Source organism: Mesorhizobium sp. B3-1-7 (genome assembly GCF_006439385.1).
Taxonomy (GTDB): domain Bacteria; phylum Pseudomonadota; class Alphaproteobacteria; order Rhizobiales; family Rhizobiaceae; genus Mesorhizobium.
The window spans coordinates 1-22,851 of sequence record NZ_VFTL01000051.1; the positions used below are offsets into that span (position 1 = coordinate 1).

A 22,851-nucleotide genomic window follows, 5' to 3' on the forward strand; every position below is an offset into this window, starting at 1 on the left:
GCGACGCGCTTTAAGCCTTTGTTTTCATGCATGTCGTTATCGCAAAACCGCTGCACACTTTTGCGCGACATGCATTAACGACGCAACAGGGGGAAATTCAGACCAGAACGGTCTGCAACCGGGTCAGTTCGTTGATCTGGGACTTCGTCGCCTGGTAGCCGAGGCTGATCGCTTCGTCGGCGCGATGGAATTCCGTCAGGCCGATATGGCTGAGCTTGGGCTGCAGCGACATATCCGGCGGATCGCCGGCGAGCCTGGCGCGCGAAATCCGGTCCTGGATGATGTTGAAGGCCTCTACCATGACGCCAGTGATACCAAGGCGGGTCTGGTGTGATTGGGGATTGACCTGGCCGGGGCGCGGCGCGTCGTTCTCGACAAGCAGTTCGCCGGCGCTGTGCTTGATGACGGCGGCGCGGCCGAACAGGTCGTAATGCAGGTTGACGGCCACGACGAGCGGCTGCTCATAGGCGCGGCAGACCGAGACCGGCACCGGATTGACCAGCGCGCCGTCGACCAGCATACGGCCGTTGCAGGCCACCGGCTCGAAGACGCCCGGCAGCGCATAGGAGGCGCGCATGGCGGTGACGAGCGAGCCGCTCGACAGCCATATCTCATGGCCGGTGCGGATTTCAGACGCGACGGCGACGAAAGGTTTCGACAAGTCCTCGAAACGGGCGCCGGCGAGGTGCTCGCGCAGGCGCTGATCGAGCCTCATGCCGCCGAACAGGCCGCTGCCGCGAAGATTGAGATCGAGAAGGCCGAAAATGCGCCGCTTGGTCAGGCTTCTGGCGAATTCTTCCAGTTCGTCGAGCTTGCCGGCAAGGTAGCAGCCGCCTACCAGCGCGCCGATCGAGGTGCCGGCGATCATCGATACTTCGATGCCGGCCTCGTCAAGCGCGCGCAGCACGCCGATATGGGCCCAGCCGCGGGCGCATCCGCCGCCGAGCGCCAGCGAGATACCGGCTTTCCTGTCTGGCTTCGGGTTAGACGCGCCGCCGGACGATGCGGGGCCGTTGGCCTCCCGAACGTCAGATCTGCTGCGCAATGACGCCCATTCGAGCATCACGATCTCCCTTGTCCCATATCCCTTCTACCGCAAGGATATTTGAGAATAGTGAATATGAGTGGTTTGTGAATATTGAATGGTTCACACCGGCTTCCGATACCTATGGTCCGCATCGAACAGCGGTCTGCTGCCGTCGTCGACAAGCGTCGTCTTGCCGTCGTTCAGCCCCACCGTCCGATAAAAGCAGGAACGTCTGCCGGTGTGACAGGTTGCGTCGTGGCCCAACACTTTGACACGCAACCATATCGCGTCCTGGTCACAATCCGTGCGCATCTCGACGACGTGCTGGAAATTGCCCGAGGTCTCGCCCTTCTTCCACAGCGCGTTGCGTGAGCGCGACCAGTAGTGGGCGACCCCGGTCTCGAGCGTCAGCGCCAGCGCTTCGGCGTTCATATGCGCGACCATCAAGAGCATGCCGTCGCCGGCATCGGTGACGACGACGGTGACGAGGCCCGCGGCATCGAAGCGCGGAGAAAGAACGGTGCCTTCCTCCAGCGCTTTCTTGTCTGATGGAGCTTTTGGGAATTCGACTGCCGACATCGCCGGTCCTTGTATGTTCGGGCAGGCGACGGCCGGCAAATCAGCCGGCGCGCACCATGGTGACGAAGCGGACCTGCTCCTCGGGCGTATCCTTGAAGACGCCGGTGAAGGTCGAGGTCAACGTGGTCGAGCCCTGCTTGCGGATGCCGCGCATGGCCATGCACATATGCTCGGCTTCGAGCATGACGGCGACGCCACGCGGGTTGAGAACATCCTGGATGACGCCGGCGATCTGCGCCGTCATCGCTTCCTGGGTCTGCAGGCGATGCGCGAAGATGTCGACGACGCGCGCGATCTTCGACAGGCCTACGACCTTGCCGTCCGGCAGATAGCCGACATGCGCCTTGCCGATGATCGGCACCATGTGGTGCTCGCAATGCGAATGGAACTTTATGTCCCTGACAATGACGAGATCGTCATAGCCGGCGACTTCCTCGAAGGTGCGGCCAAGCTCGTCGGCCGGGCACATGTCATAGCCGTTGAACATTTCGCGGAAGGCTTTGGTGACACGCTTTGGCGTGTCGATCAGGCCTTCGCGGTCCGGATTGTCGCCGGTCCAACGCAAAAGCGTACGCACGGCGGCTTCGACCTCAGCCTCGCTCGGACGATCGGTGACAGGCTTGTCCAGATATTCGGACGGGGGCATGATTTTCTTGATGACGGCATCCATAAAGGCGTCTCCCGTAGTCCCACTCAAAGGTGGGACGAGTTGAACGGACCACGACCTTTTGGGTGAAAATCGCCCATTTCCATCCCGCAAGCGGCGTGAACATATGGGCAGGGACAACGGCTTGTCGTCGCCTTGTCGATGCCCGACTGCGGTTATTATATATGGTTCTGGCGGCGCGAAAGGAAGACGCGAGAGCGGCAAAGCCTGTTCGCTCGGCGGCGACGGATTGGAAAAATATGATCGACGACGTCTACAATGCGAAAATTCTCGGTTTCGCCGGGAACATAGGGCGGATCGGCCGGCTCGACGATGCCGACGCGACGGCCAGGGCGCATTCGAAATTGTGCGGCTCGACGGTCACCGTCGACCTCAAGATGGATGGCGACGTGGTGACCGATTTCGCCCATGACGTGAAGGCCTGCGCGCTCGGCCAGGCCTCGTCGTCTATCATGGCCCAGCATGTGGTCGGCGCCCGCGCCGACGAATTGCGCGCCGTGCGCGAAACCATGCTGAAGATGCTCAAGGAGAACGGCGCACCGCCCGATGGCCGTTTCGCCGACCTCAAATATCTGGAGCCGGTGCGCGACTACAAGGCGCGCCATGCCTCGACCATGCTGACCTTCGACGCGGTGGTCGATGCGATCGGCCAGATCGAGAAGAAGCGCGCCGGACAGGCGGCCTAAGGATAGGACTTAGGCAGTTCTTCGGTTCACAGCGAACTCGTTTCGGATCCAGTCGGCAAAAGCCTTGGCGGGCTCCGGCAGATTCCGCAGGTTCCTGGCCACCAGCCAGTAGGCGCCGGAAGCGACATCGATACCGAACGGCTTGATCAAAGTGCCTGACGCGAGTTCTTCCCCGACCTGGAGGAGATCGCCAAGCGCCACGCCATGGCCGAGCAGCGCAGCCTGTTTCGACAGCGAGATGTCGGCCAGCATGGGGCCACGCGCGGGTACCGCATCGGCGGGCACGCCGGCTGCCTGGAACCAGCGCGCCCAACCCTGGCGGTTTTCCTCATGCAGCAGCGTGTAATGGCGAAGGTCGATCGGTTTCTCCAAGGGAGGGCCGGATGCCAACAACCCCGGCGACAGAACCGGTGAATCGACGGTCGAGACCAGGCGCTCGGCCTCGCTGCGCGGCCATGACGTGGCGTGCGCGCTGAAACGCAAGGCGAGTTCGGGCTGATCGCTGCGGAACTCGATCGGCCGTGGATCGACTTCGAGGGACACATCGATATCGGGCCGTAATTGGCGGAAGCGATTGAGCCGCGGCACCAGCCATACGGCGGCAAGCGACGGTTCGACGCTTACACGGACGACGGCTTGCGCCGGTGAGGCCGTAAGCTCCGAAAGCACCCGGTCGATGTCGTCGAAGCTCCTGACCAATCGGTCGAGCAGCCTTTGTCCCGCATCGGTCAGTTCGACGCGGCGATGGAGGCGCAGAAACAGCGGTCTCCCAAGGAAGGTCTCGAGCTCGCGGATCTGACGGCTGATCGCGGCCTGCGAGACATAAAGCTCCTCGGCCGCCCGGCTGAAGCTCAAATGCCGGCCGGCCGTCTCAAAACTCCTGAGCGCCGTCAGCGGCAGCCGTCCTCGCTTCATTCGCATAACCTCAAGTTATTCAAAGCGGAAATTATACTCGTTTGAGCAGGAAGACCAGCAGCAGTCTAATCCGTTTCGAAGGAGATCTGCCATGAACGAGTTCCTGGCCATTTTCAGCGACGTGATACGGATAGCGACCTTCCAATGGCACGGCGAAGTCGTGCGCGGCGGCCACCATAACTGTCGCGATCTTCCCTCTCACCATCGCCCATGGACCGGCAGCCATCCCGTCCGGCGCTCCAGGCCATGAGGGCATTGCGTTTCAGCGCCGGAGCCCACATCTATCGCGCAGTGAAACAGGCTGCGGAGAAATGGGCGACCATTCCGGGCATACGCATGGCGTCCGGCCGGTGCAGAGCGGGCGCAACTGGCCGGGGCCATGGCGCAAGACGCCTGGGCGCATCCTGGGCACGTCGCTCGTGCGCCTCTATCAACTGACGCTCTCGGGCTTCGTCGGCAACAGCTGCCGGCACCTGCCGACCTGCTCCGAATATGCGCATGAGGCGATAGCTCGCCATGGCCTTTGGGCCGGTGGCTGGATGGGCCTGTTCCGGGTCCTGCGCTGCGGTCCGTTCGGAACGCACGGCATCGACCGCGTGCCGGAGACGCTTGCCCAGCGCTATGTCTGGTTCATGCCCTGGCGCTACTGGCGGATCGGTAAGAAACGCGGCGAAGCCAATAGCTGAGGCTTGTCCCGAAACGGGTGGCGGCACCCGCTGGCCGAAGCGACACTGGAGCCCTCCAAGATGCGAGGTTTCCCCATGATGTCGCTGTTCCTGGCCATTCACGCCCATGCCGCCAAGCGGGGTGATGGGCTGCGGCCTGAATTCCTCGGGCTGATGCCGCAGCCACGCGATATGCCGAAAGCCGTGAATGAAAATCCGGCCGGCCCTGCCGCTGAGCCAAATGGCGCTTTGAAGGCCGACCCGCAGCCGGGCAAGACAGTTCGCAGGCCTGTCATCGTCTAAGCTTTGTTTACCGCCCGGTAGGGTTAACGCGAAGCTGCACGAACACTGCGAATTTGAGACAAAATCGAGACAAGTCGCCTCGCTAAGCCGCTCCCGCAATCTCATTCCGGAGTGACTTCGCCATGCGCCAGATGGACCGCTATCCTTTCATTTTCGCCATCGTCCTCTTCCTTCTGGCCTGGATGCTGGGCTTGCCGGTGCGGGCGCAATCGGCGCCGCTCGACGATATCCGCTGCACGCTGATCCAGGATTCACGGAGCGGCGAAACGCTTTACCAGGACGGCGTCTGCGACCACCGCGTCAGTCCGGCCTCGACGTTCAAGGTGCCGCTCGCGCTGATCGGCTACGATTCCGGCATTCTGAGCGATCAGCACACGCCGAGCTGGGATTACAAGCCGGAATTCAAGGCGGCGAAGCGTGACCAAAAGACCGTCGACCCGACGATCTGGGAGCGCGACTCCATCGTCTGGTACTCGCGCGAGATCACGCGGCGTCTCGGCGCCGAGAAGTTCGCCTTCTATCTGTCGAAATTCGGTTATGGCAACGAGGACGTCTCGGGCGATGCGGGCAAGGACAACGGGCTGACGCAATCCTGGATAAATTCCTCGCTCGAGATATCGCCGGTCGAGCAGACGGCGTTCCTGCGCCAGCTGCTCGCAGGCAAGATGCCGGTGTCGGCGAAGGCGCATGAGATGACCAAGGCGATCCTGCCGATCTTCGCGGCAGGGAATTGGACCGTGCAAGGCAAGACCGGCAGCACAAGGCTCGGCCAGGACGGCAAGCGCTCGCTCGGCTGGTTCGTCGGCTGGGCGGAGAAGAATGGCCGCCGCATCGTCTTTGCCCGGCTGGTCGTCGATGCCAAACGGACCGATAAGCCGAAAGGCCTCGCGACGCGGGCGGCGTTCCTGAAGGATTTGCCCGGCCTTATCAAATAGAACGGCTTGCGGCTTTACGGCGGCGGAAACTCCTCATAAAAGACTGCCGCTGCCGGACGCCTCCGGCTAACCCTCTGCATGCCGCAACGCATCCTGCGGCATGCATTTTACCACCCGCGCTCGTTTGCGGGACTGGATAGGAGAACCCTGATGCCGAATTCCGTTTCCCTGACATTTCCCGATGGTTCCATCCGCGAGTACGACGCGGCGCTGACCGGCGCGGGTCTTGCCGAATCGATCTCCAAGTCGCTGGCCAAGAAGGCTGTCGCCTACAGTCTCGACGGCACCGTTCGCGATCTTTCCGATCCGCTTGGCACGTCCGGCAAGGTCGAGATCATCACCCGCGAGGATCCGCGCGCGCTGGAACTCATCCGCCACGACGCCGCGCATGTGCTGGCAGAGGCCGTGCAGGAGCTGTGGCCGGGAACGCAGGTAACAATCGGGCCGGTGATCGAGAACGGGTTCTATTACGACTTCGCGCGCAACGAGCCGTTCACGCCGGACGATTTCCCGGTGATCGAGAAGAAGATGCGCGAGATCATCGCGCGCAACAAACCGTTCACCAAGGAAGTGTGGTCGCGCGAGAAGGCGAAGAAGGTCTTCGCCGAGAAGGGCGAGCGCTACAAGCTCGAGCTGATCGACGCCATTCCGGAAGACCAGGACCTCAAGATCTACGCCCAGGGCGACTGGTTCGACTTGTGCCGCGGTCCGCACATGGCCTCGACCGGGCAGATCGGCAATGCCTTCAAGCTGATGAAGGTGGCGGGCGCCTATTGGCGCGGTGACTCGAACAATCCGATGCTGACGCGCATCTACGGCACAGCCTTTGCCGACCAGGCGCAGCTCGAGGCCTACCAGACGCTGCTGGAAGAGGCGGAGAAGCGCGATCATCGCAAGCTCGGCCGCGAGATGGACCTGTTCCATTTCCAGGAAGAGGGGCCGGGCGTCGTCTTCTGGCACGCCAAGGGCTGGAAGATGGTGCAGAACCTGATCAACTACATGCGCCGCCGCCTCGACGAGCACGGCTATCAGGAGGTCAACGCGCCGCAGGTGCTGGACAAGAGCCTGTGGGAGACGTCGGGCCACTGGGGCTGGTATCGCGATGCGATGTTCAAGGTGACTGTCGCCGGCGACGACACCGACGACGACCGCGTCTTCGCGCTGAAGCCGATGAACTGTCCCGGTCACGTGCAGATCTTCAAGCACGGGTTGAAGTCCTACCGCGAACTGCCCGTCAAGCTTGCGGAGTTCGGCAATGTGCATCGCTACGAGCCGTCGGGCGCGCTGCACGGGCTGATGCGCGTACGCGGCTTCACGCAGGACGACGCGCATATCTTCTGCACCGAGGAGCAGCTCGCGGCCGAATGCCTGCGCATCAACGACCTGATCCTGTCGACCTATGCCGATTTCGGCTTCGACGAGGTCAGCGTGAAGCTGTCGACCCGGCCGGACAAGCGCGTCGGCACCGACGAGGCCTGGGATCATGCCGAGGCGATCATGAGCAACGTGCTGGAGACGATCCGCGCGCGCTCCGGCAACCGCATCAAGACCTCAATCAATCCGGGCGAGGGCGCGTTCTACGGTCCGAAGTTCGAATATGTGCTGAAGGACGCCATCGGCCGCGAATGGCAATGCGGCACCACGCAGGTCGACTTCAACCTGCCGGAGCGCTTCGGCGCCTTCTATATCGGCTCGGACTCGGAGAAGAAGCAGCCGGTGATGGTGCATCGCGCGGTCTGCGGCTCGATGGAGCGGTTCCTCGGCATCCTGATCGAGAACTATTCCGGCCATTTCCCGCTGTGGTTCGCGCCGCTGCAGGTGGTGGTGGCGACAATCACCTCGGATGCGGACCAATACGCCATCAAGGTCGTCGAACGGCTGAAGGCGGCGGGGCTGTTGGCCGAAGCCGACCTGCGCAACGAGAAGATCAACTACAAGGTGCGCGAGCATTCCCTGGCCAAGGTCCCGGTCATCCTCGTCTGCGGCAAGCGCGAGGCGGAAGAGGAAACCGTCAATGTCCGCCGGCTGGGCTCCCGCGACCAGGAATCGCTGAAGCTCGACGAAGCGGTGAAGCAGCTTTCCAACGAGGCGGTCTCGCCCGACCGCAAGCGTCGCGCAGCCTGATCTACCAGCACTTCCTAGAATGGCGGTGGCGTCTCCACCGCCATTTTCATATGCCTGTCACGCCAGCCTTGTAACGAGCCGCCATGCTCAAGTTGAAACTGCGGGAAAGACGTTTTCCCGAGCTCTCCTACGCCAACCCGCATCAACCGGTGCTGACGCGCTGGTTCATCCATTCCGTCGAGGGCCTATCGGGTCGCGACCGCTTTGCCGTGCTCTACGACTTCTGGCGCCGCCAGGTGGTTCCCACCGGCGACCGCGTGTTCACCCGCATGCTGGAGCTGATCGACGTCAAGGTCCGCAACGCCGTGCAATGGCCGCCGGCGGCGCTGCCCGATACGCCGCTGGTCATCGTCGCCAACCACCCCTTCGGCATCGGCGACGGCATTGCCGTGCTTTCGCTTGTCGAGCAGTTGGGCCGCCCGTTCCGGGTCATGATCCATAAGGACCTGCTCAGGATCCGCGAGATGGAGCCCTATTCGCTGCCGATCGATTTTTCCGAGACAAAGGAAGCGCTGAAGAACAATATGGCGGTGCGCCATGAGGCCGTGAGGCTGTTGAAGGAAGGTGTCACCATCGTGATCTTCCCCGCTGGCGGTGTCGCCACGGCGCCCAAGGTCTTCGGCCGCGCCATCGACCTGCCATGGAAGATGTTTCCGGCCAAGCTGGTTCAGGAAGCCAAAGCCTCGGTCATCCCGATGCACTTTTCCGGCCAGAACGGGCGTCTGTTCCACCTCGTCAGCGGTCCGATGAACATGGCCGAGCGCGACAACCGCGTGGCCAAGTTCATCGGCAAGGCATCGTTGACGCTGCGTCTTTCCCTGCTCATCCGCGAATTCGCCCGCCTGTCAGGCAGGACAATCGAGGTGCGGGTAGGCGACGTGCTGAGATGGAACGACCTCGAACCGCTGCGCGAGCGCAAGGCGCTGCTCGATCGTCTCTACCGCGCGGTCTTCGACCTGGCGATCCCGGTTGCGCAACGCGGACGTGTACCGTTCCTGCCGAAGCGGATGCGCAAGGCCGCCTGACGGACAAGCTTCGTCTTGGCGACATAGTCACCCTTGATAGCCTTATTTTAGCTGTTGCTTTAGTAATTTATAGATATTCATACTGTGGCTCAATAGCCGCAGTCACAAGTTGCGCGATTTGCTATCAAAGGCTGGGTGGGAGCTGAGCCGATGAATATCGCCAACACTATTGTATTGACGGGATTGGCCCTGGGTGCCGCAGGAGTTGGCATCAACTCCGCAATGGCCGGCGATGCGGCCCCCTCTTGGAGTGGCGCCTATATCGGCGCCAATATCGGCTATGGCTGGGATTCGGGCGACTTGGGTTTATTGTTGAAACCAGGGCCTGAACACGCACCGCCTGATTTTCCTATTGAAGACATTCAGGCGATTGTAGACGCTCTTAACGAGGCCGGTGCGTTTCCAACGTCGATGTCACCCTCCGCGCGCGGCGTCGTTGGTGGGGGCCAGGTTGGCTATAACTGGCAGTTGCCTTCCAACTGGGTCGTCGGCATCGAGGCGGATATTCAGGCGTCGGGGATAAAGGGCTCGGAGACGCAACTAAGGAGCCCCCAGTCTTTTGACCAGACAGATACGACCGTCAGCAAGAAAGTTGACTGGTATGGCACCGTGCGCGCCCGCGCCGGCTATCTCGTCGATCCGCAATGGCTGGTCTACGCGACTGGCGGTTTGGCCTACGGCAAGACCAATATTGGCTTCAGCACGGTCAATTTGCCTTCCATACCCGCGCAGAATCCCTGCTCCGAAGTTGATATTTGCGTAAACAGTTCGTCCGACAGCACCCGGTTGGGCTGGGCGTTGGGAGCGGGCGTCGAGACGATGCTGGCGCCCAACTGGAGCGTCAAAGCCGAGTACCTCTATGTTGATCTCAGGCGTCGGTCTTTTACAGCTCCCGCGACTGCTCCGGTGGATTTCAAAGTGTCGGCCAAGTTCCACGAGCAGACCGTTCGCATCGGCCTGAACTACCACTTCAACTGAGAGCCGGACCCGGTCAGTCCGCGCCTTCCTCCGGATCGATAGCGGACTGCTCATTGGCCACCACCTCGATTTCCTGATTCTGGCCGGCAACGACCGTGAAGTCCTTCTGGTAGATGCGGTCGCGGTTCTTGGCGATGATGGTGTACTGGCCTTCGGCCAGCACCATCGAGGCGAAGGCGCCGACCGCTTCCTTGATCGGATCGCCGCTTTCGTTGAGCAGCGACCAGGACGTGTCGGCGATGGCTTCGCCGCCGGGCTCACGCACCAGCTTCATCGTCATCTCGGCGGCGCGGTGCTCGACGGTCGCCTCCGTCAGCTTGCCGGCCTCGACGCGGATATCGGAGCGGATCACGGCGTTGACCGCGCCATAGGTGGAGACGACATGGTAGGTGCCGGCATTCAGCCGCACCACGGTGTTCGGCGCGACGTCGGGGGCGATCAGCGCCCGGTCGCCGTTGGCCGCGGCCGCGCCTTCATAGATCGAAAAGCGCAGTTTCTTCGACGGGATGGGCGCGCCGCCCGATGTCACCGCGTCGAGCTTCAGGCCGCCGGCATCGAGCACAAGGCTTTCGCGCCGGGCCTCCTTGCCGACGGTAATGCGCTTGGTGGCGCCGGCGCGTCCGTAGGAGGCATGGACGAGATAGCTCCCCGGGTCGAGCTGGAACACGGCCGTGCCGCCATGCGCGGACGCCACCATCGGCAGCTTGCCGTCGCTGGCGGGTTCCGGCTTGAAGACCCGCCAGACGATGCCGCGAGTGATGTCGGCGCCCTTGTCGGTCAACTGCGCCGACAGGGTGATGGCGCCGCCATTGCCGAGCGCCAGCGGCGCCCCGGTCTTTGGCGTCGCATAGCTCGAAATGCCTGGAAGTTTGATGTCGCCGACATCATTGGCGTTCTGGGCGAGCGCGAAGGAAACCGGCACCGCGAACAACGCAGCGACCAGTGCGATCACGAAAAGGCGCAGATACCCCTCAAACATGCTTGCGTTGAAGCCCAAGGCGGTGGCAATTTCAAGGCCTAGAGCCGGATGATTTCAGGTCGAATTGACCTGAAATCTGAATCCGGCTCTAAGTCAAAGAAGTAGAGCATGATGTCGTCCGAAAACCGCTTCACACTTTTCGGCATCATGCTCTAGAAGCGCGTCGCCCGGCGCGGCAGCTTCTTATCCGGCGCAAAACGCCACCGCCCGAGCCGCCCGACCTCCCGATGGCGTGCTTCAGCTCAAAATTGAATGCTATTGAATGCTTAGGAGACTTGCGCCCATGGCGTCGCCGATCATCGACTTCCTGCTCACCCGCAATTCCGCGCCGATCCCCGACCTCAAGGAGCCGGCGCCGAGCGATGCCGAGATCGCGACGATGATCGCGGCGGCCTCGCGCGTGCCCGACCATGGCAGGCTCGAGCCCTGGCGTTTCATCCTCTATCGCGGCGAGGCGCGGGTCGAGATCGGCAGGAAGCTGGCGGCGCTTGCCGAGCAGCGCGAGGGGCCATTGCCGGAAGGCCGGCGCAACCAGGAACTGGCGCGCTTCTCGCGCGCGCCTCTGGTGATCGGCGTCGTGTCGGTGCCGAAGGAGAACCCGAAGATCCCCCAATGGGAGATGTTCCTGTCGGGCGGCATGGCGGCCATGAACCTGATGATCGCGGCCAACGCGCTGGGCTATGGCACCAACATGATCAGCAACTGGTATTCCGATGTAGCCGAGGGCAGGGCGATCCTCGGACTGTCGCCGCAGGAGCGCGTCATTGGCTTCGTCCATATCGGGTCGTATCAGGGGCCTGCGCCGGAGCGGCCACGGCCCGATCCGGCGAAGCTTTATGCCGATTACGCCGGTCCCTGGGCCGGTTAGGATCTTTTGGGATTTTCGCAGAACGGCTCGGCGGGCGACCAATAGTGGCGGGGGACGTCACGGAAGGTTGGTCATGGTCTCGAGATTGGTTTTCCAGACATTCGTATGGTTCGGCATCATGGGCGCGCTGATGTTCGTGTCGGCCGGCACGCTGCACTGGACCGGAGCCTGGGTGTACATAGTCGTGATGGTCGGACTGAGCCTGACCATGGGCGTGGCGCTCGCCCGGCGCGATCCAGGCCTGATGAACGAGCGCCTCCGCCCGCCGATCCAGAAGACCCAGACCGCGGCCGACAAGATCGTGCTGAGCATATTGCTTATCGGCATTTTCGCCTGGCTGGTCCTGATGGGGCTCGACTTCCGCTTCCGCTGGTCGGCAACTCCCGTATGGGTGCAGGTGGTCGGCGTGCTGGTCCTGTTCGTCGGCATCTGGATCTGCTATCTCACGATGCTGGAAAACAGCTTTGCGGCGCCTGTCGTGAAGATCCAGGACGAGCGCGGGCAGAAGGTGATCACCACCGGTCCATACGGCTATGTCCGCCACCCCATGTATGCCGGCGCCATACTCTATTTCGCCGGCACGGCGCTGCTGCTTGGTTCCTGGTGGGGGTTGGCATCGGTCCCCGCCTTCATCGTCCTGCTCGCCATCCGCACCTTCATCGAGGAAAAGACCTTGCGGACCGGCCTGCGGGGCTATGACGATTACGCCGCGCGCGTTCGCTACAAACTGATCCCGATGGTCTGGTAGCGGTCAGGCGAAGCTGTCTGCCGCCCTGGAGCATTTCACCGTTTCCGTGAAACGGTGAAATGCTCTATCTCCTTGTTTTTACGCAATTCCGGACAGAAAACCGCTCACACTTTTCCTGGAATTGCTCTAGCGCGAGCCAGCAGCCGTTCGGCCAGCCGCAGATGCGGCCGGTCGTACATCTTGCCGTCGATGCCGACGACGCCCGGGTTTCCCGCCGCCGCGAAGGCGTCGACGATCGCCTGCGACCGCCCGACCGCTTCGGCGGATGGCGTGAAGGCGGCGTTGATGACCGGCACCTGCGCCGGATGGATCGCCATCTTGCCGGTGAAGCCGTCGCGCTCGGCCTCGCGGCATTCCTTCTCGAAGGCGGCCATGTCGCGGAAATCCGGAAAGACGGTGTCGACAGCGGCGACTTCGGCCGCGCCGGCCGCCAGAATGGTCATGGTGCGCGCCAGGCGAAACAGGTCGGTGTAGCGGCCGCCCTCGTCGCGGGTCGAGCGCGCGCCGATCGCGGCCGACAAGTCCTCGGCGCCCCAGGTCAGGCCGGCGAGCCGCGCGCTCGTTCCGGCATAGCTTGCCGCCGCCAGCACGCCCGCCGCGGTCTCGGTGATGATCGGCAGGATTCTTATGGCACCGTCCGGCAGCCCGTTTTCGGCCTCATGCACGCGGAGCTTCGCCGCCAGCTGCTGGACGTCCCGCCCGCTGTTCGACTTGGGCAGCATGATGCCGTCGGGCTTCGCGGCGACGAGTACCGCGAGATCGGCGTCGGTGAGGCCGGTCGACAGGTCGTTGACCCGCACATAGATAGCGGAACCCGTCCGGTGTCTTTGGCTCGAAATGAACCCGGCCGCGGTCGTGCGTGCCGCCCCCTTGTTCGCGGCGGCGACGGAATCCTCAAGATCGACGATGACCACGTCGGCACCGGCTTCAAAACCTTTTTCCAACTTCCGCTCGGAGTCGCCGGGTACGAAAAGCAGCGAGCGCATCAGGCCGCCTTCTTCAACATCATCGCCTGCCTTGTGCATTTGGCGACGAGAACGGCATTTTGATTGTAGGCGCGATGCTCGAACTCGACGATGCCGCGGTCGGGTTTCGACTTGGACTCGCGCACGGAGACGACCGTCGTCTCGACCCGGATGGTGTCGCCGTGAAAGACGGGATGCGGGAACACGGTCTCCTTCATGCCGAGATTGGCGACAGTGGTGCCGACCGTGATGTCGTTCACCGAGATGCCGATCATCAGGCCGAGCGTGAACAGCGAATTCACCAGCGGCTTGCCCCATTCGGTCTTTGCGGCGAAGTCGAAGTCGATGTGCAGGGGCTGCGGGTTCAGCGTCATCACCGAAAACAGCATGTTGTCGCTCTCGGTCACTGTCTTGCGCAGCGTGTGATGGAAAACGTGGCCGACGACAAACTCTTCCAGATAAAGCCCGGCCATGGTTCGATCTCCTCCAATGCACCTGCTTGATAGGCGTTGGCCTCGCCTCCATCAAGCCGGTTAAGAAACATGGTGAACCGTTCGTAAACCATTTCCAGCCTACCGTTGACAACGGGGCCGGGAACATCCCGGCGAGGGCGTAGCTGGTCGGCATGGTTGTTTCGCACTTTCTAAAATGGATTGATACGGCAAGGGTTTCCGAGCGTGCCGCCGCCGCGAGCGCGCTGGCGCGTGCCTATATCAATTCCGATCTGCCGTTCGAGGATCGCTGCGCCGCCGAGGCGGCGCTCACGCTGCTTCTGGACGACGCTTCCTCCAAGGTGCGCCAGGCGCTCGCCGAGGCGCTGTCGATGAGCCATCACGCGCCGCCGCAGGTGATCAGCGCGTTGGCCGCCGACCAGCCGGAAGTCGCGGCGCTGGTTCTGGCGCGTTCGCCGCTGCTTACCGATGCCGATCTGATCGACCGCGTCGCCTGCGGCCAGAAGGCGACGCAGAAGCTGATCGCCAACCGTCCGGTCGTCTCGATGTCGCTGGCGGCGGCGATCGCCGAGATCGGCGAACCGGAGGCCTGCGCCGCGCTGGTCGGCAACAGCGGCGCCGAGATTGCTTCGCTGAGCTTCCGCCGCATGGCCGAGCGGCACGGCCACCTGCCGCTGGTGCGCGAGGCGCTGATTGCCGATCAACGCCTGCCCGCCGATTGCCGGCACATGCTGCTGGTCAAGCTCGGCGAGACCCTGAAAGGTTCACCCCTGGTGCTGGCGATGATGGGCGCGGCGCGCGCCGATCGCGTGATGCGCGACGCCTGCGTGAAGGCCTCGGTGACGCTGATCGAGGGAACGCGCCTGGAAGAACATGCCGCGCTGATCGAGCATCTGAGGCTGCGCGGCGACCTTACGGCAAGCTTCATCATCCGCACCATCGCGCATGGCAAGGTGGACTTCTTCGGCTCGACGCTGGTGGCTTTGGCCCAACAGTCCGAGCAGCGGGTGACGGCACTTCTAGCCGGCGGGCACGACGTGGCCCTGCAGGCGCTGTTCCGCAGCGCCGGACTTGCGCCGGCCACGCATGCCATCATCCTGCGTGCGCTTAAGATCTGGCGCGAGGTCGCCAACGGCCGGCGTGTCGCCGGCGTACAGGAAGTGAGCTGGCTGATGTTGAAGGAACTCGGCGGCCAACCCGCCGAGGGCGATCTTGCCGGGCTGGTGAAGTCTATCCACCTCGATGCCTTGCGGGAAAACGCGCGCGGGCACGCGCTGGCCATCGCCGCGGCCTAGGGCATATTCACGTCTCAGCCGAGTTCCTGGGCGAGGCCGATGAGAAGCCCTTCAGGCCCGCGAATGTAGCAAAGCCGATACGCGTCCTTATACTGGACCACTTCGCCGACGAGCTCGGCGCCGCGCTTGCGGAGTCTCTCAAGCGTCTCGTCGACGTCGTCCACGGCGAACATGACGCGGAGATAGCCCAGGGCGTTCACCGGAGCGTTGCGGTGATCCGCGACGACAGGCGGTGTGATGAAGCGGGACAGCTCGAGCCGGCTATGACCGTCCGGCGTGCGCATCATCGCAATCTCGACGTGCTGATCGCCGAGTCCGGTGACACGTCCGGCCCATTCTCCCTCGATAATGGCCCGTCCCTCGAGTTCAAGACCGAGCTCGCGGAAGAATTCAATCGTCTCGTCCAGGTCCTCGACGACGATTCCTATGTTGTCCATCCGTTTGAGCGCCATGTGTCCAACCTAGGATGTCTCGACCAGCCTAACAAGAACCATTCCCGAACCGGTCTGACCTGAAACGGGGCACGCTCCGAATTGTTCAGGCGCGACCCTTCGCAAAGAAATCCGGATAATCTTCCATCGCCGCGGCGATGATGCGCAGCGAGGCGGCGATCTGCAGCATTTCGAGCCGATCGCTGCGTTGGGCGATGCTGGCCGCATATTGCCTCGCCACCGCGACGGTCGCGGTCTGCGGCTCGCCCGGCCGTCTAAACAGCAATTCGCGCGCCAGGCCGCGCAGGAAATTGCCGATGGACTCGACCGTTTCGTGCGGGACGGCGGAGTTCAGTTGCGCGTGGCGCAGCCGCAGCACTTCCAGCCCGACGGTGACGGCCGAAATGCTTCCGCCAAGAATGGGATCGCCCTTGCGGCCCGTCTGCTGCACCTGCGGCATCAACTGGTTGATCCGGTCATAGGCGAGGCTTTCGAAGGCCGAGCGCCGGGGTATGCGCTCATGCAGGCAAAGCCGCGCCAGATCCTCGCGCATCGCCTGCGAGATGCGCTCCACGGTGACCCAGGGGTCGGCGGGCAGCACGACGATGAAGACGCCGATGGCAATCAGGATGCCGACCAGGATCGACGCCGAGCCGGCGAAGAACGGCCCGGGATCGTAGATCATCTGCTGATGCGGGCTGAGGAAGGCGAGGAAGTTGATGGCGAAGGCGGTGGCGACGCCGACATGGCGGGGATTTGCCATGCCGAGCGCCGCGGGCACCAGGATCGGCACCACGAAGAGCGTGAACCAGCCGAAGCCCGGCAGCGCCGGCAGCGCGACCTGGCCGACCAGAAAGGCAAAAGGCAGTGCGATCAGCGTTCCGGTGAAGAAACCCCAGGCGGACTGCACCGGATCCGGGCGCGCCGCGAACAGGCTGGAGACGACGGCGACGAGGATGACGGTGCCGGCGGCTTCCGACCATTTGGTCGTCAGCCAGAAGATCGCCACGAGCAACGTCGCGAGCGCGGCGCGCACGGCGTTGCGCCACGCGGCCTGGTAGTCGCGGTGGACGACCAGCGCCGGCTGGGCTCGCTCGCTCGACTTCCGCGAGACGGGCGAGCGAAGCGCGTCAAGGCCGCGCATCACCTGCTTCAGCGCCTCGGCGAAATCGCCGGCAATGGTCAGGCGGGTGATGGTGCCGACCTTGTCTTCGGCGGTATCGTTGGAGCCGTCATCGTTGGGCAGGTCGGGCATCTCCCTGGCCTTGCTTGCGATCGCATCGAGCCGCGCCACCCAGGGGCCGGTGTCGTCGAGCGCGCCGGGTGTCGCCGCGAGTTCGCCGACGAAGGCCTTCAATTCGCTGCGCATGGGAATGAGCGCCGCGTTCTTCGGCCTGCGGTGGCTGTGCAGTGCGCGCGCCGCCGAAAGCGCCCACAGAAGCTGACCGATCGTGCGCCGCACCGGGTGGGCGCGGGTGGCGAAGCTCGGCGCTTCCAGGCGCGCATAGGTGCGCATCTCGGCAAGCGTCTGGGCATCGGTGATCAGCTTGCGTTGGAGTGCGGCGAGGCTTGCCGGATCGCCGTTGGAAAAGGCGCCGCCGGCATATTCGGCGAGGTCGAGGATGCTGCGCTTCAACCTGGAAATGATGGCGTCGGCCGCGAGTTTCGGCAGGATCAGCCGGCTGGTGACGCCGGCGCAGACGATGCCGAGCGCGATCTCCGCGCAACGGGCGACGGCGAGGTCGACGACAATATGCGGCTGTCCGAGGGCCGGCAGGCTGATGATCATCGCGGTATAGCCGGCAAGCGCGGCGCCATAGGCTTCCGGGTTGCGCAATAGCGACGAGACCAGCGTGCAGACGCCGATCCAGAGCGCCAGCACGCTCACCAACAGCCAGGAATTGGCGCCGAACAGCGATGTGATGCCGACGGCCGCCAGGCCGCCGGCCAGCGTGCCGAGCAGCCGGTAGAAGCCCTTTGCCAGCACCATGCCGGCGACCGGCTGCGCGACGATGAACACCGTCATCATCGCCCATTGCGGATGGTCGAGCTTCAGCGCGTAGGCGACAAGCAGCGCGATCAGTCCGGCCGAAACCGTGCGCAGGGCAAAAATCCAATCCGAACGGGTCGGCTGCGTCAAACCGCTTAAGGGCGTCTCGACAAGCTCTTTCAACCGCGTCCAGGTCACATCGGTTCTCCGTGCCGGAGACTGTTATGGACCGGCAGGCGATCAGATATCCAGCACGTCCGCCTCTGCGAATTCGGCGCGCTCCTGGATGAAGCGGAAACGCGCCTCGGGCTTGGTGCCCATCAGCGCGTCGACGGCATCCTTGGTGGCCTGCTCGGCGTCGATCACGTCGACCCTTAGAAGCGTGCGCTTCCTCGGATCCATCGTGGTCTCCTTGAGCTGCGCGGCCATCATCTCGCCGAGGCCCTTGAAGCGGCCGATCTCGACCTTGCCGCGGCCGGTGAATTCGGTGCGCAGCAGTTCGTCCTTGTGCGCGTCGTCGCGAGCGTAGCCGACCTTGCCGCCCTGCCGGATCGAATAGAGCGGCGGCACGGCCATATAGAGATGGCCGCCGCGGATTAGGTTCGGCATCTCCTGATAGAAGAAGGTGATCAACAGCGAAGCGATGTGCGCGCCGTCGACGTCGGCGTCGGTCATGATGATCACGCGGTCGTAGCGCAGATCCTCGTCGCGGTATTTCGAGCGCGTGCCGCAGCCGAGCGCCTGGATCAGGTCGGAAATCTGCTGGTTGGCAGCAAGCTTGTCGTTGCCGGCGGAGGCGACGTTGAGGATCTTGCCGCGCAGCGGCAGCACCGCCTGGCTGGCGCGGTCGCGCGCCTGCTTGGCCGAGCCGCCGGCCGAGTCGCCCTCGACGATGAAGATCTCGGCGCCGGCGGCGGCGTTCTGCGTGCAGTCGGCGAGCTTGCCCGGAAGGCGCAGCTTGCGCACCGCGCTCTTGCGCGAGACTTCCTTTTCCTGGCGGCGCCGCACGCGTTCGTCGGCGCGCGCGATGACCCACTCCAGAAGCTTCGAGGCTTCTTGTGGATTGTCTGCCAGCCAGTGGTCGAACGGGTCGCGAAGGGCGTTCTCGACGATGCGCATCGCCTCGATCGTCGCCAGCCTGTCCTTGGTCTGGCCGACGAATTCAGGCTCGCGGATGAACACCGACAGCATGCCGGCGGCCGAGATCATCACGTCGTCGGTGGTGATGATCGAGGCGCGCTTGTTGCCGATGAGGTCGGCGTAAGCGCGCAGTCCGCGCGTCAGCACGTTGCGGAATCCGGCCTCATGCGTGCCGCCTTCGGGGGTCGGAATGGTGTTGCAATAGGAGTTGAGGAAACCGTCGCCGCCGAACCAGGTGACCGCCCATTCGAGCGAAGCGTGGCCGCCCTGCTTGTCGCTCTTGCCGGCGAAGACCTCGCGCGTGACCTGGAATTCGTCGCCGAGCGTCGCCTTGAGATAGTCCTTCAGGCCGCCGGGGAAATGGAACTCCGCCTTGGCCGGCGTCTGGTCCTTTTCCTTGATCAGCGACGGATCGCAGGTCCAGCGGATCTCGACGCCGCCGAACAGATAGGCCTTCGAGCGCGTCATGCGGTAAAGCCGCGCCGGTTCGAAGGCGGCGCCCTTGCCGAAAATCTGCTCGTCGGGATGGAAGCGGGTTTTCGTGCCGCGGCGGTTGTGGACCTCGCCGAGATGCTCAAGACCGCTGACCGGGACGCCGCGCGAAAAACGCTGGCGGTAGAGCTGACGTCCGCGTGCGACCTCGACCTCGAGATGGTCGGACAACGCGTTGACGACCGAAACGCCGACGCCATGCAGGCCGCCGGAGGTCTCGTAGACCTTGGAGTCGAACTTGCCGCCCGAATGCAGCGTGGTCATGATGACTTCGAGCGCCGGCTTCTTGAATTTCGGATGCGGATCGACCGGGATGCCGCGGCCGTTGTCGGTGACGGTCAGGAAGCCGTCGGCGGAAAGCTCGACGTCGATGAAGGTGGCGTGACCGGCCACAGCTTCGTCCATCGAATTGTCGATGACCTCGGCGAACAGGTGATGCATCGCCTTGTCGTCGGTGCCGCCGATATACATGCCCGGACGGCGGCGCACCGGTTCCAGCCCTTCCAGCACCTCGATGTCGGCGGCGCTGTAGCCCTCGCTGCCGTCGCGGGCGGGGGCCGAACGCTTCGCGGCCTGCACGAGCGGATCGGCCGGGCGCGACGGCGCGCGCACCGGCTGTGCCGGCTTTTCCATCTTGCCGAAGAGGTCGTTGCTGTCGTCCATGCTGGGCCTAGCGTCCGGTAAAGCGAATCACGTCTCGATACTGCCACGCTTTTCGCGGGCGAACGAGTTCCTGTTCCGTTCAGGGATCAAACTGTCTCTTATTCTAAAACCATTCGATAACCAAGCCGGCCGAAATAGGGCGGTCGGCGTGCCCCGGTATTCCCGATTCTTTAACATTAACGCCTAGCGTGAGGCCCAACCAACAAAAGACCACGGGCGTCAGGGGTTTCGTTGTGAGGGGCAGGGCCATTACCATGATCGGCATCGCCGCCGTGTTCGGCGCGATTTCGATCTTTGCGGCGGATTTCTGGGTCAAGAGCCAGGCGAAGGCTCAGCCCGAGGTCAAGGTCGTCTCCGTCATGGCGCCGCAGCAGCCCAAGGTCGAGTTCAAGACCATCGTGGTCGCAAGCGCGCCGCTGCGCTACGGCATGGAGCTCGGACGGCCGCAGCTCGCCGAGATTCCGTGGCCGCAGGATTCCCTGCCGCAAGGTGCTTTCCCGACGATCGACAAGCTGCTCGCGGACGGCAGCCGGGTCGTGCTGTCGCCGATCGAGGTCAACGAACCGGTGCTGCTTACCAAGCTGTCGGGGCCGAATGGCCGCGCCACCCTTTCCAACATGCTGTCGCCGGGAATGCGGGCCGTCACCATCCGCACCGATGAGATCGCCGGGGTCGGCGGCTTCATCACGCCGGGAGACCGCGTGGACGTCGTGCTGACGCGCGACGCTGGCGATATCCAGGAAGTGTCCAAGAATGCGCAGGGCGCCGCCGGGTCGACCGTCACGTCCGAGATCGTCGTCTCCGATGCCAAGGTGCTTTCGGTCGGACAGGGCGCCGACGAGCGCAAGACCGAGCCGCAAATCGCCAATTCCGTGACCCTCGAAGTCACCAACGAAGGGGCGCAGAAAGTGGCGCTTGCCCGCACCGTCGGCACGCTGTCGTTGTCGCTGCGGTCGGCCGCCGACGCAACCGCCAGCAATGGCGGGCTTACGACCATCTCGTCCTTCGGCGGCTCGGTTGCCGCAAACGCGCAGGCGAGCGCCGCCTCGCTCGTCAATGCGATGACGAAGGACCAGGGCGAGCCGAAACTAAAGACGGTGATCGTGACGCGTGGTGACAAGGTCGAGGAATACAAGGTTCCTTCACGGGAACCGCCGCAGGAACTGCAGCAATAGCCGGTGGGGACCGGCGGGGACGGGGCAAGATGTTCGGGTTTGATGCATTTCGGACGACCGGGGGATGGCGTCTTCTCGGCGCGATAGCGCTGGCGGCGGCAATGCTTGGCGTCGCCGCGCCGGCAAGGGCTGGCAATGACGTCGTCTATGTCTCGGCGAACAAGAACGCCTCGATCAAGGTGGCCAAGGGCAAGCCGAAGACGATCATGACAAGCGCCGCCTTCTACCAGATCGTCATCGGCGATCCGGAGATCGCCAACGTCAATCCGCTGACCGACAAGTCCTTCTACGTGCTCGGCAACAATCTGGGCACCACCGGTATCGCCCTGTTCGACCAGAACAAGCAGCTTGTCGGCACCATCGACATCGAGGTGACGCTGGATACAGACCAACTGGCCAGCACCATCCGCGCCAGCGTTCCCGACGCCAAGATCAAGGTCGGTTCGGCGAACGGCCGCGTCGTGCTGTCGGGCGAGGCCGACGATGCGGTCGCCGCCGACAAGGCCAGCAAGATCGCGTCGCGCTTTTCCGGCAACGAGGAAATCATCAACTCGGTCAACATCTCGTCCTCGCAGCAAGTGCAGCTCAACGTCCGCTTCGTCGAGATCAATCGCCAGGCCGGTCAGGATCTCGGCGCCAAATACGCCGCCAATTTCGCCTATGGCATCGGCAACCGCAAAGTCGTGCTGAGCCCGGATGGGGGAAACCTGACGGCTGCCGGAACAGGCGAGATCATCGGCAGCCTGCTGTCGAACGGCGTTTCGATCGACATCGCCATCAAGGCGCTGGAGGAACGCGGCCTGGCGCGGCGGCTGGCGGAGCCGAACCTGATTGCGCGTTCGGGCCAGACGGCGAGCTTCCTTGCCGGCGGCGAGTTCCCGATCCCGGTTTCCGAAGACAATGGCAAGATCAGCGTCACCTACAAGAAGTACGGCGTCGGCCTGGATTTCACGCCGACGGTGCTGAAGGACGGGCTGGTAAGCCTCGACATCGCGCCGGAAGTGTCCTCGATCGACCCGTCCGCTTCCATCCAGGTCAGCAGCGGCATTTCCATTCCGGCCTTCATCGTGCGCCGCGCCAGGACATCGGTCGACCTCAAGAACGGCCAGAGCTTCATGATCGCCGGCCTCCTGCAGTCGCAGAACGACATCACGACATCGCGGGTGCCGGGGATCGGCAAGCTGCCGGTGCTCGGTCCGCTGTTTTCGTCGAAATCCTATCAGCGGCGTGAGACCGACCTGGTCATCATCGTCACGCCTTACCTGGTCAAGCCGGTCGATCCCTCGAAGAAGATGGTCGAGCCGACCGACGGCACCCAGCCGGCAAGTCCCGCCGACTATTTCCTGAACAACACCGAGGAAGTGGACGCCTCGGCGTCGAAGCGTCCGGTGACGCTGGCGGACGGCAGCGCCGCCCGCTCGATAGCTGCCGCCACGTCCGGCCACTTCCTCGATCTGCCAAAGGACTAAGGCCATGCGCATCCCCGTTTGCATCGCTCTGCTCCTGGCCGGTTTCGCCGGCGGCTGCACCAGCGACGACTATGTCCGCACCGAAGGGGTGACGCTCGGAGTCGGCAACGCACAGGCGTCCAACACCGCCATGCAGATGGTCGATCCGTGGAAGTACGGCGTGCAGAACACCCGGCTTCTCGTGCCGGCCCAGCGTCCGGGTTCCGAGAGCACCGCCGTCGGTGCGAAGGCCGGCTCGGGGTCGGCGCCGACGACATCATCAACGACATCGGACTGATGG

General features: G+C 63.6%; 24 protein-coding genes. 14 read left to right on the forward strand and 10 right to left on the reverse strand.

All coding sequences use genetic code 11. From position 1 onward, the window contains the following. Positions 1–97 precede the first annotated feature (97 nt). From FJ417_RS30250 to folE, 3 genes are all read right to left on the reverse strand, one after another. A complete protein-coding gene (locus FJ417_RS30250; protein WP_140785966.1) occupies positions 98–1,063 on the reverse strand; it encodes a patatin family protein in 966 nt (321 codons plus the stop codon). Between the two features lie 84 nt (positions 1,064–1,147). After that, a complete protein-coding gene (gene hisI, locus FJ417_RS30255) occupies positions 1,148–1,606 on the reverse strand; it encodes a phosphoribosyl-AMP cyclohydrolase (protein ID WP_140652380.1) in 459 nt (152 codons plus the stop codon). Between the two features lie 40 nt (positions 1,607–1,646). Further along, the gene (gene folE / locus FJ417_RS30260; RefSeq protein WP_140648134.1) at positions 1,647–2,276 is read right to left on the reverse strand and encodes a GTP cyclohydrolase I FolE; all 630 of its coding nucleotides are present in this window, start codon (positions 2,274–2,276) and stop codon (positions 1,647–1,649) included. Positions 2,277–2,512: 236 nt separating this feature from the next. Here folE and FJ417_RS30265 point away from each other — a divergent pair, with 236 nt between their 5' ends. Next, entirely contained in the window at positions 2,513–2,959 is a 447-nt protein-coding gene (locus FJ417_RS30265; RefSeq protein ID WP_140707979.1) for an iron-sulfur cluster assembly scaffold protein, read from the forward strand. 9 nt (positions 2,960–2,968) lie between these two features. Here FJ417_RS30265 and FJ417_RS30270 read toward each other — a convergent pair whose 3' ends face one another. Then, positions 2,969–3,874, reverse strand: coding sequence for a LysR substrate-binding domain-containing protein (locus FJ417_RS30270; protein WP_140652376.1), 906 nt, complete (start codon positions 3,872–3,874; stop codon positions 2,969–2,971). A 91-nt stretch (positions 3,875–3,965) separates the two neighbouring features. Here FJ417_RS30270 and FJ417_RS33315 point away from each other — a divergent pair, with 91 nt between their 5' ends. The 7 genes from FJ417_RS33315 to FJ417_RS30300 all read left to right on the forward strand — a co-directional run bounded on the left by FJ417_RS33315 (position 3,966) and on the right by FJ417_RS30300 (position 9,904). Then, a complete protein-coding gene (locus tag FJ417_RS33315) occupies positions 3,966–4,124 on the forward strand; it encodes a hypothetical protein (protein ID WP_181181997.1) in 159 nt (52 codons plus the stop codon). 61 nt (positions 4,125–4,185) lie between these two features. Further along, positions 4,186–4,560, forward strand: coding sequence for a membrane protein insertion efficiency factor YidD (gene yidD / locus FJ417_RS30275; RefSeq protein WP_140652374.1), 375 nt, complete (start codon positions 4,186–4,188; stop codon positions 4,558–4,560). 75 nt (positions 4,561–4,635) lie between these two features. Continuing rightward, the gene (locus FJ417_RS30280) at positions 4,636–4,842 is read left to right on the forward strand and encodes a hypothetical protein (RefSeq protein ID WP_140785967.1); all 207 of its coding nucleotides are present in this window, start codon (positions 4,636–4,638) and stop codon (positions 4,840–4,842) included. Positions 4,843–4,964: 122 nt separating this feature from the next. Next, positions 4,965–5,777 carry a class D beta-lactamase gene (gene blaOXA, locus FJ417_RS30285; protein WP_140785968.1) on the forward strand — a complete coding sequence of 271 codons (813 nt, stop codon included), beginning with the start codon at positions 4,965–4,967 and terminating at the stop codon, positions 5,775–5,777. 150 nt (positions 5,778–5,927) lie between these two features. After that, positions 5,928–7,901, forward strand: a complete 1,974-nt coding sequence (gene thrS / locus FJ417_RS30290) for a threonine--tRNA ligase (protein WP_140785969.1) — start codon at positions 5,928–5,930, stop codon at positions 7,899–7,901. A gap of 83 nt (positions 7,902–7,984) precedes the next feature. After that, entirely contained in the window at positions 7,985–8,926 is a 942-nt protein-coding gene (locus FJ417_RS30295) for a GNAT family N-acetyltransferase (RefSeq protein ID WP_140785970.1), read from the forward strand. 150 nt (positions 8,927–9,076) lie between these two features. Beyond that, a complete protein-coding gene (locus FJ417_RS30300) occupies positions 9,077–9,904 on the forward strand; it encodes an outer membrane protein (protein WP_140785971.1) in 828 nt (275 codons plus the stop codon). Between the two features lie 13 nt (positions 9,905–9,917). Here the strand turns inward: FJ417_RS30300 and FJ417_RS30305 are convergent, their stop codons facing one another. Further along, on the reverse strand, positions 9,918–10,883 hold the full coding sequence (locus FJ417_RS30305; RefSeq protein WP_140785972.1) for a hypothetical protein: 966 nt from the start codon (positions 10,881–10,883) through the stop codon (positions 9,918–9,920). A 283-nt stretch (positions 10,884–11,166) separates the two neighbouring features. Here FJ417_RS30305 and FJ417_RS30310 point away from each other — a divergent pair, with 283 nt between their 5' ends. Together FJ417_RS30310 and FJ417_RS30315 are read left to right on the forward strand one after the other, a co-directional pair. After that, positions 11,167–11,751, forward strand: a complete 585-nt coding sequence (locus FJ417_RS30310) for a nitroreductase (protein WP_140785973.1) — start codon at positions 11,167–11,169, stop codon at positions 11,749–11,751. Between the two features lie 73 nt (positions 11,752–11,824). After that, complete coding sequence (locus tag FJ417_RS30315; RefSeq protein WP_140785974.1) at positions 11,825–12,499, forward strand: isoprenylcysteine carboxylmethyltransferase family protein; 675 nt, start codon at positions 11,825–11,827, stop codon at positions 12,497–12,499. 104 nt (positions 12,500–12,603) lie between these two features. Here the strand turns inward: FJ417_RS30315 and FJ417_RS30320 are convergent, their stop codons facing one another. Both FJ417_RS30320 and FJ417_RS30325 read right to left on the reverse strand, forming a co-directional pair. After that, positions 12,604–13,485 (reverse strand): CoA ester lyase, encoded by an 882-nt coding sequence (locus FJ417_RS30320; protein WP_140652359.1) that lies wholly within the window; start codon positions 13,483–13,485, stop codon positions 12,604–12,606. Further along, positions 13,485–13,937: a MaoC family dehydratase gene (locus FJ417_RS30325; RefSeq protein ID WP_140647835.1), complete on the reverse strand. Its 453-nt coding sequence runs from the start codon at positions 13,935–13,937 to the stop codon at positions 13,485–13,487. The genes FJ417_RS30320 and FJ417_RS30325 overlap by 1 nt, the downstream gene beginning before the upstream one ends. Positions 13,938–14,089: 152 nt before the next feature. Between FJ417_RS30325 and FJ417_RS30330 the strand changes: the two genes are divergently transcribed. Beyond that, complete coding sequence (locus FJ417_RS30330; protein WP_140652357.1) at positions 14,090–15,211, forward strand: DUF2336 domain-containing protein; 1,122 nt, start codon at positions 14,090–14,092, stop codon at positions 15,209–15,211. A gap of 14 nt (positions 15,212–15,225) precedes the next feature. Here FJ417_RS30330 and FJ417_RS30335 read toward each other — a convergent pair whose 3' ends face one another. The 3 genes from FJ417_RS30335 to parE all read right to left on the reverse strand — a co-directional run bounded on the left by FJ417_RS30335 (position 15,226) and on the right by parE (position 19,927). Continuing rightward, positions 15,226–15,663, reverse strand: a complete 438-nt coding sequence (locus FJ417_RS30335; RefSeq protein WP_140652355.1) for a VOC family protein — start codon at positions 15,661–15,663, stop codon at positions 15,226–15,228. Between the two features lie 85 nt (positions 15,664–15,748). Next, positions 15,749–17,830: an FUSC family protein gene (locus tag FJ417_RS30340; RefSeq protein ID WP_140785975.1), complete on the reverse strand. Its 2,082-nt coding sequence runs from the start codon at positions 17,828–17,830 to the stop codon at positions 15,749–15,751. A gap of 42 nt (positions 17,831–17,872) precedes the next feature. Continuing rightward, positions 17,873–19,927: a DNA topoisomerase IV subunit B gene (gene parE / locus FJ417_RS30345; protein WP_140785976.1), complete on the reverse strand. Its 2,055-nt coding sequence runs from the start codon at positions 19,925–19,927 to the stop codon at positions 17,873–17,875. 254 nt (positions 19,928–20,181) lie between these two features. Here parE and cpaB point away from each other — a divergent pair, with 254 nt between their 5' ends. From cpaB to FJ417_RS30360, 3 genes are all read left to right on the forward strand, one after another. Then, positions 20,182–21,102, forward strand: a complete 921-nt coding sequence (gene cpaB, locus FJ417_RS30350; protein ID WP_140785977.1) for a Flp pilus assembly protein CpaB — start codon at positions 20,182–20,184, stop codon at positions 21,100–21,102. 101 nt (positions 21,103–21,203) lie between these two features. Then, positions 21,204–22,571 carry a type II and III secretion system protein family protein gene (locus FJ417_RS30355; RefSeq protein WP_246682997.1) on the forward strand — a complete coding sequence of 456 codons (1,368 nt, stop codon included), beginning with the start codon at positions 21,204–21,206 and terminating at the stop codon, positions 22,569–22,571. A 4-nt stretch (positions 22,572–22,575) separates the two neighbouring features. After that, positions 22,576–22,848: a hypothetical protein gene (locus FJ417_RS30360; protein WP_140652347.1), complete on the forward strand. Its 273-nt coding sequence runs from the start codon at positions 22,576–22,578 to the stop codon at positions 22,846–22,848. Positions 22,849–22,851: the final 3 nt, after the last annotated feature.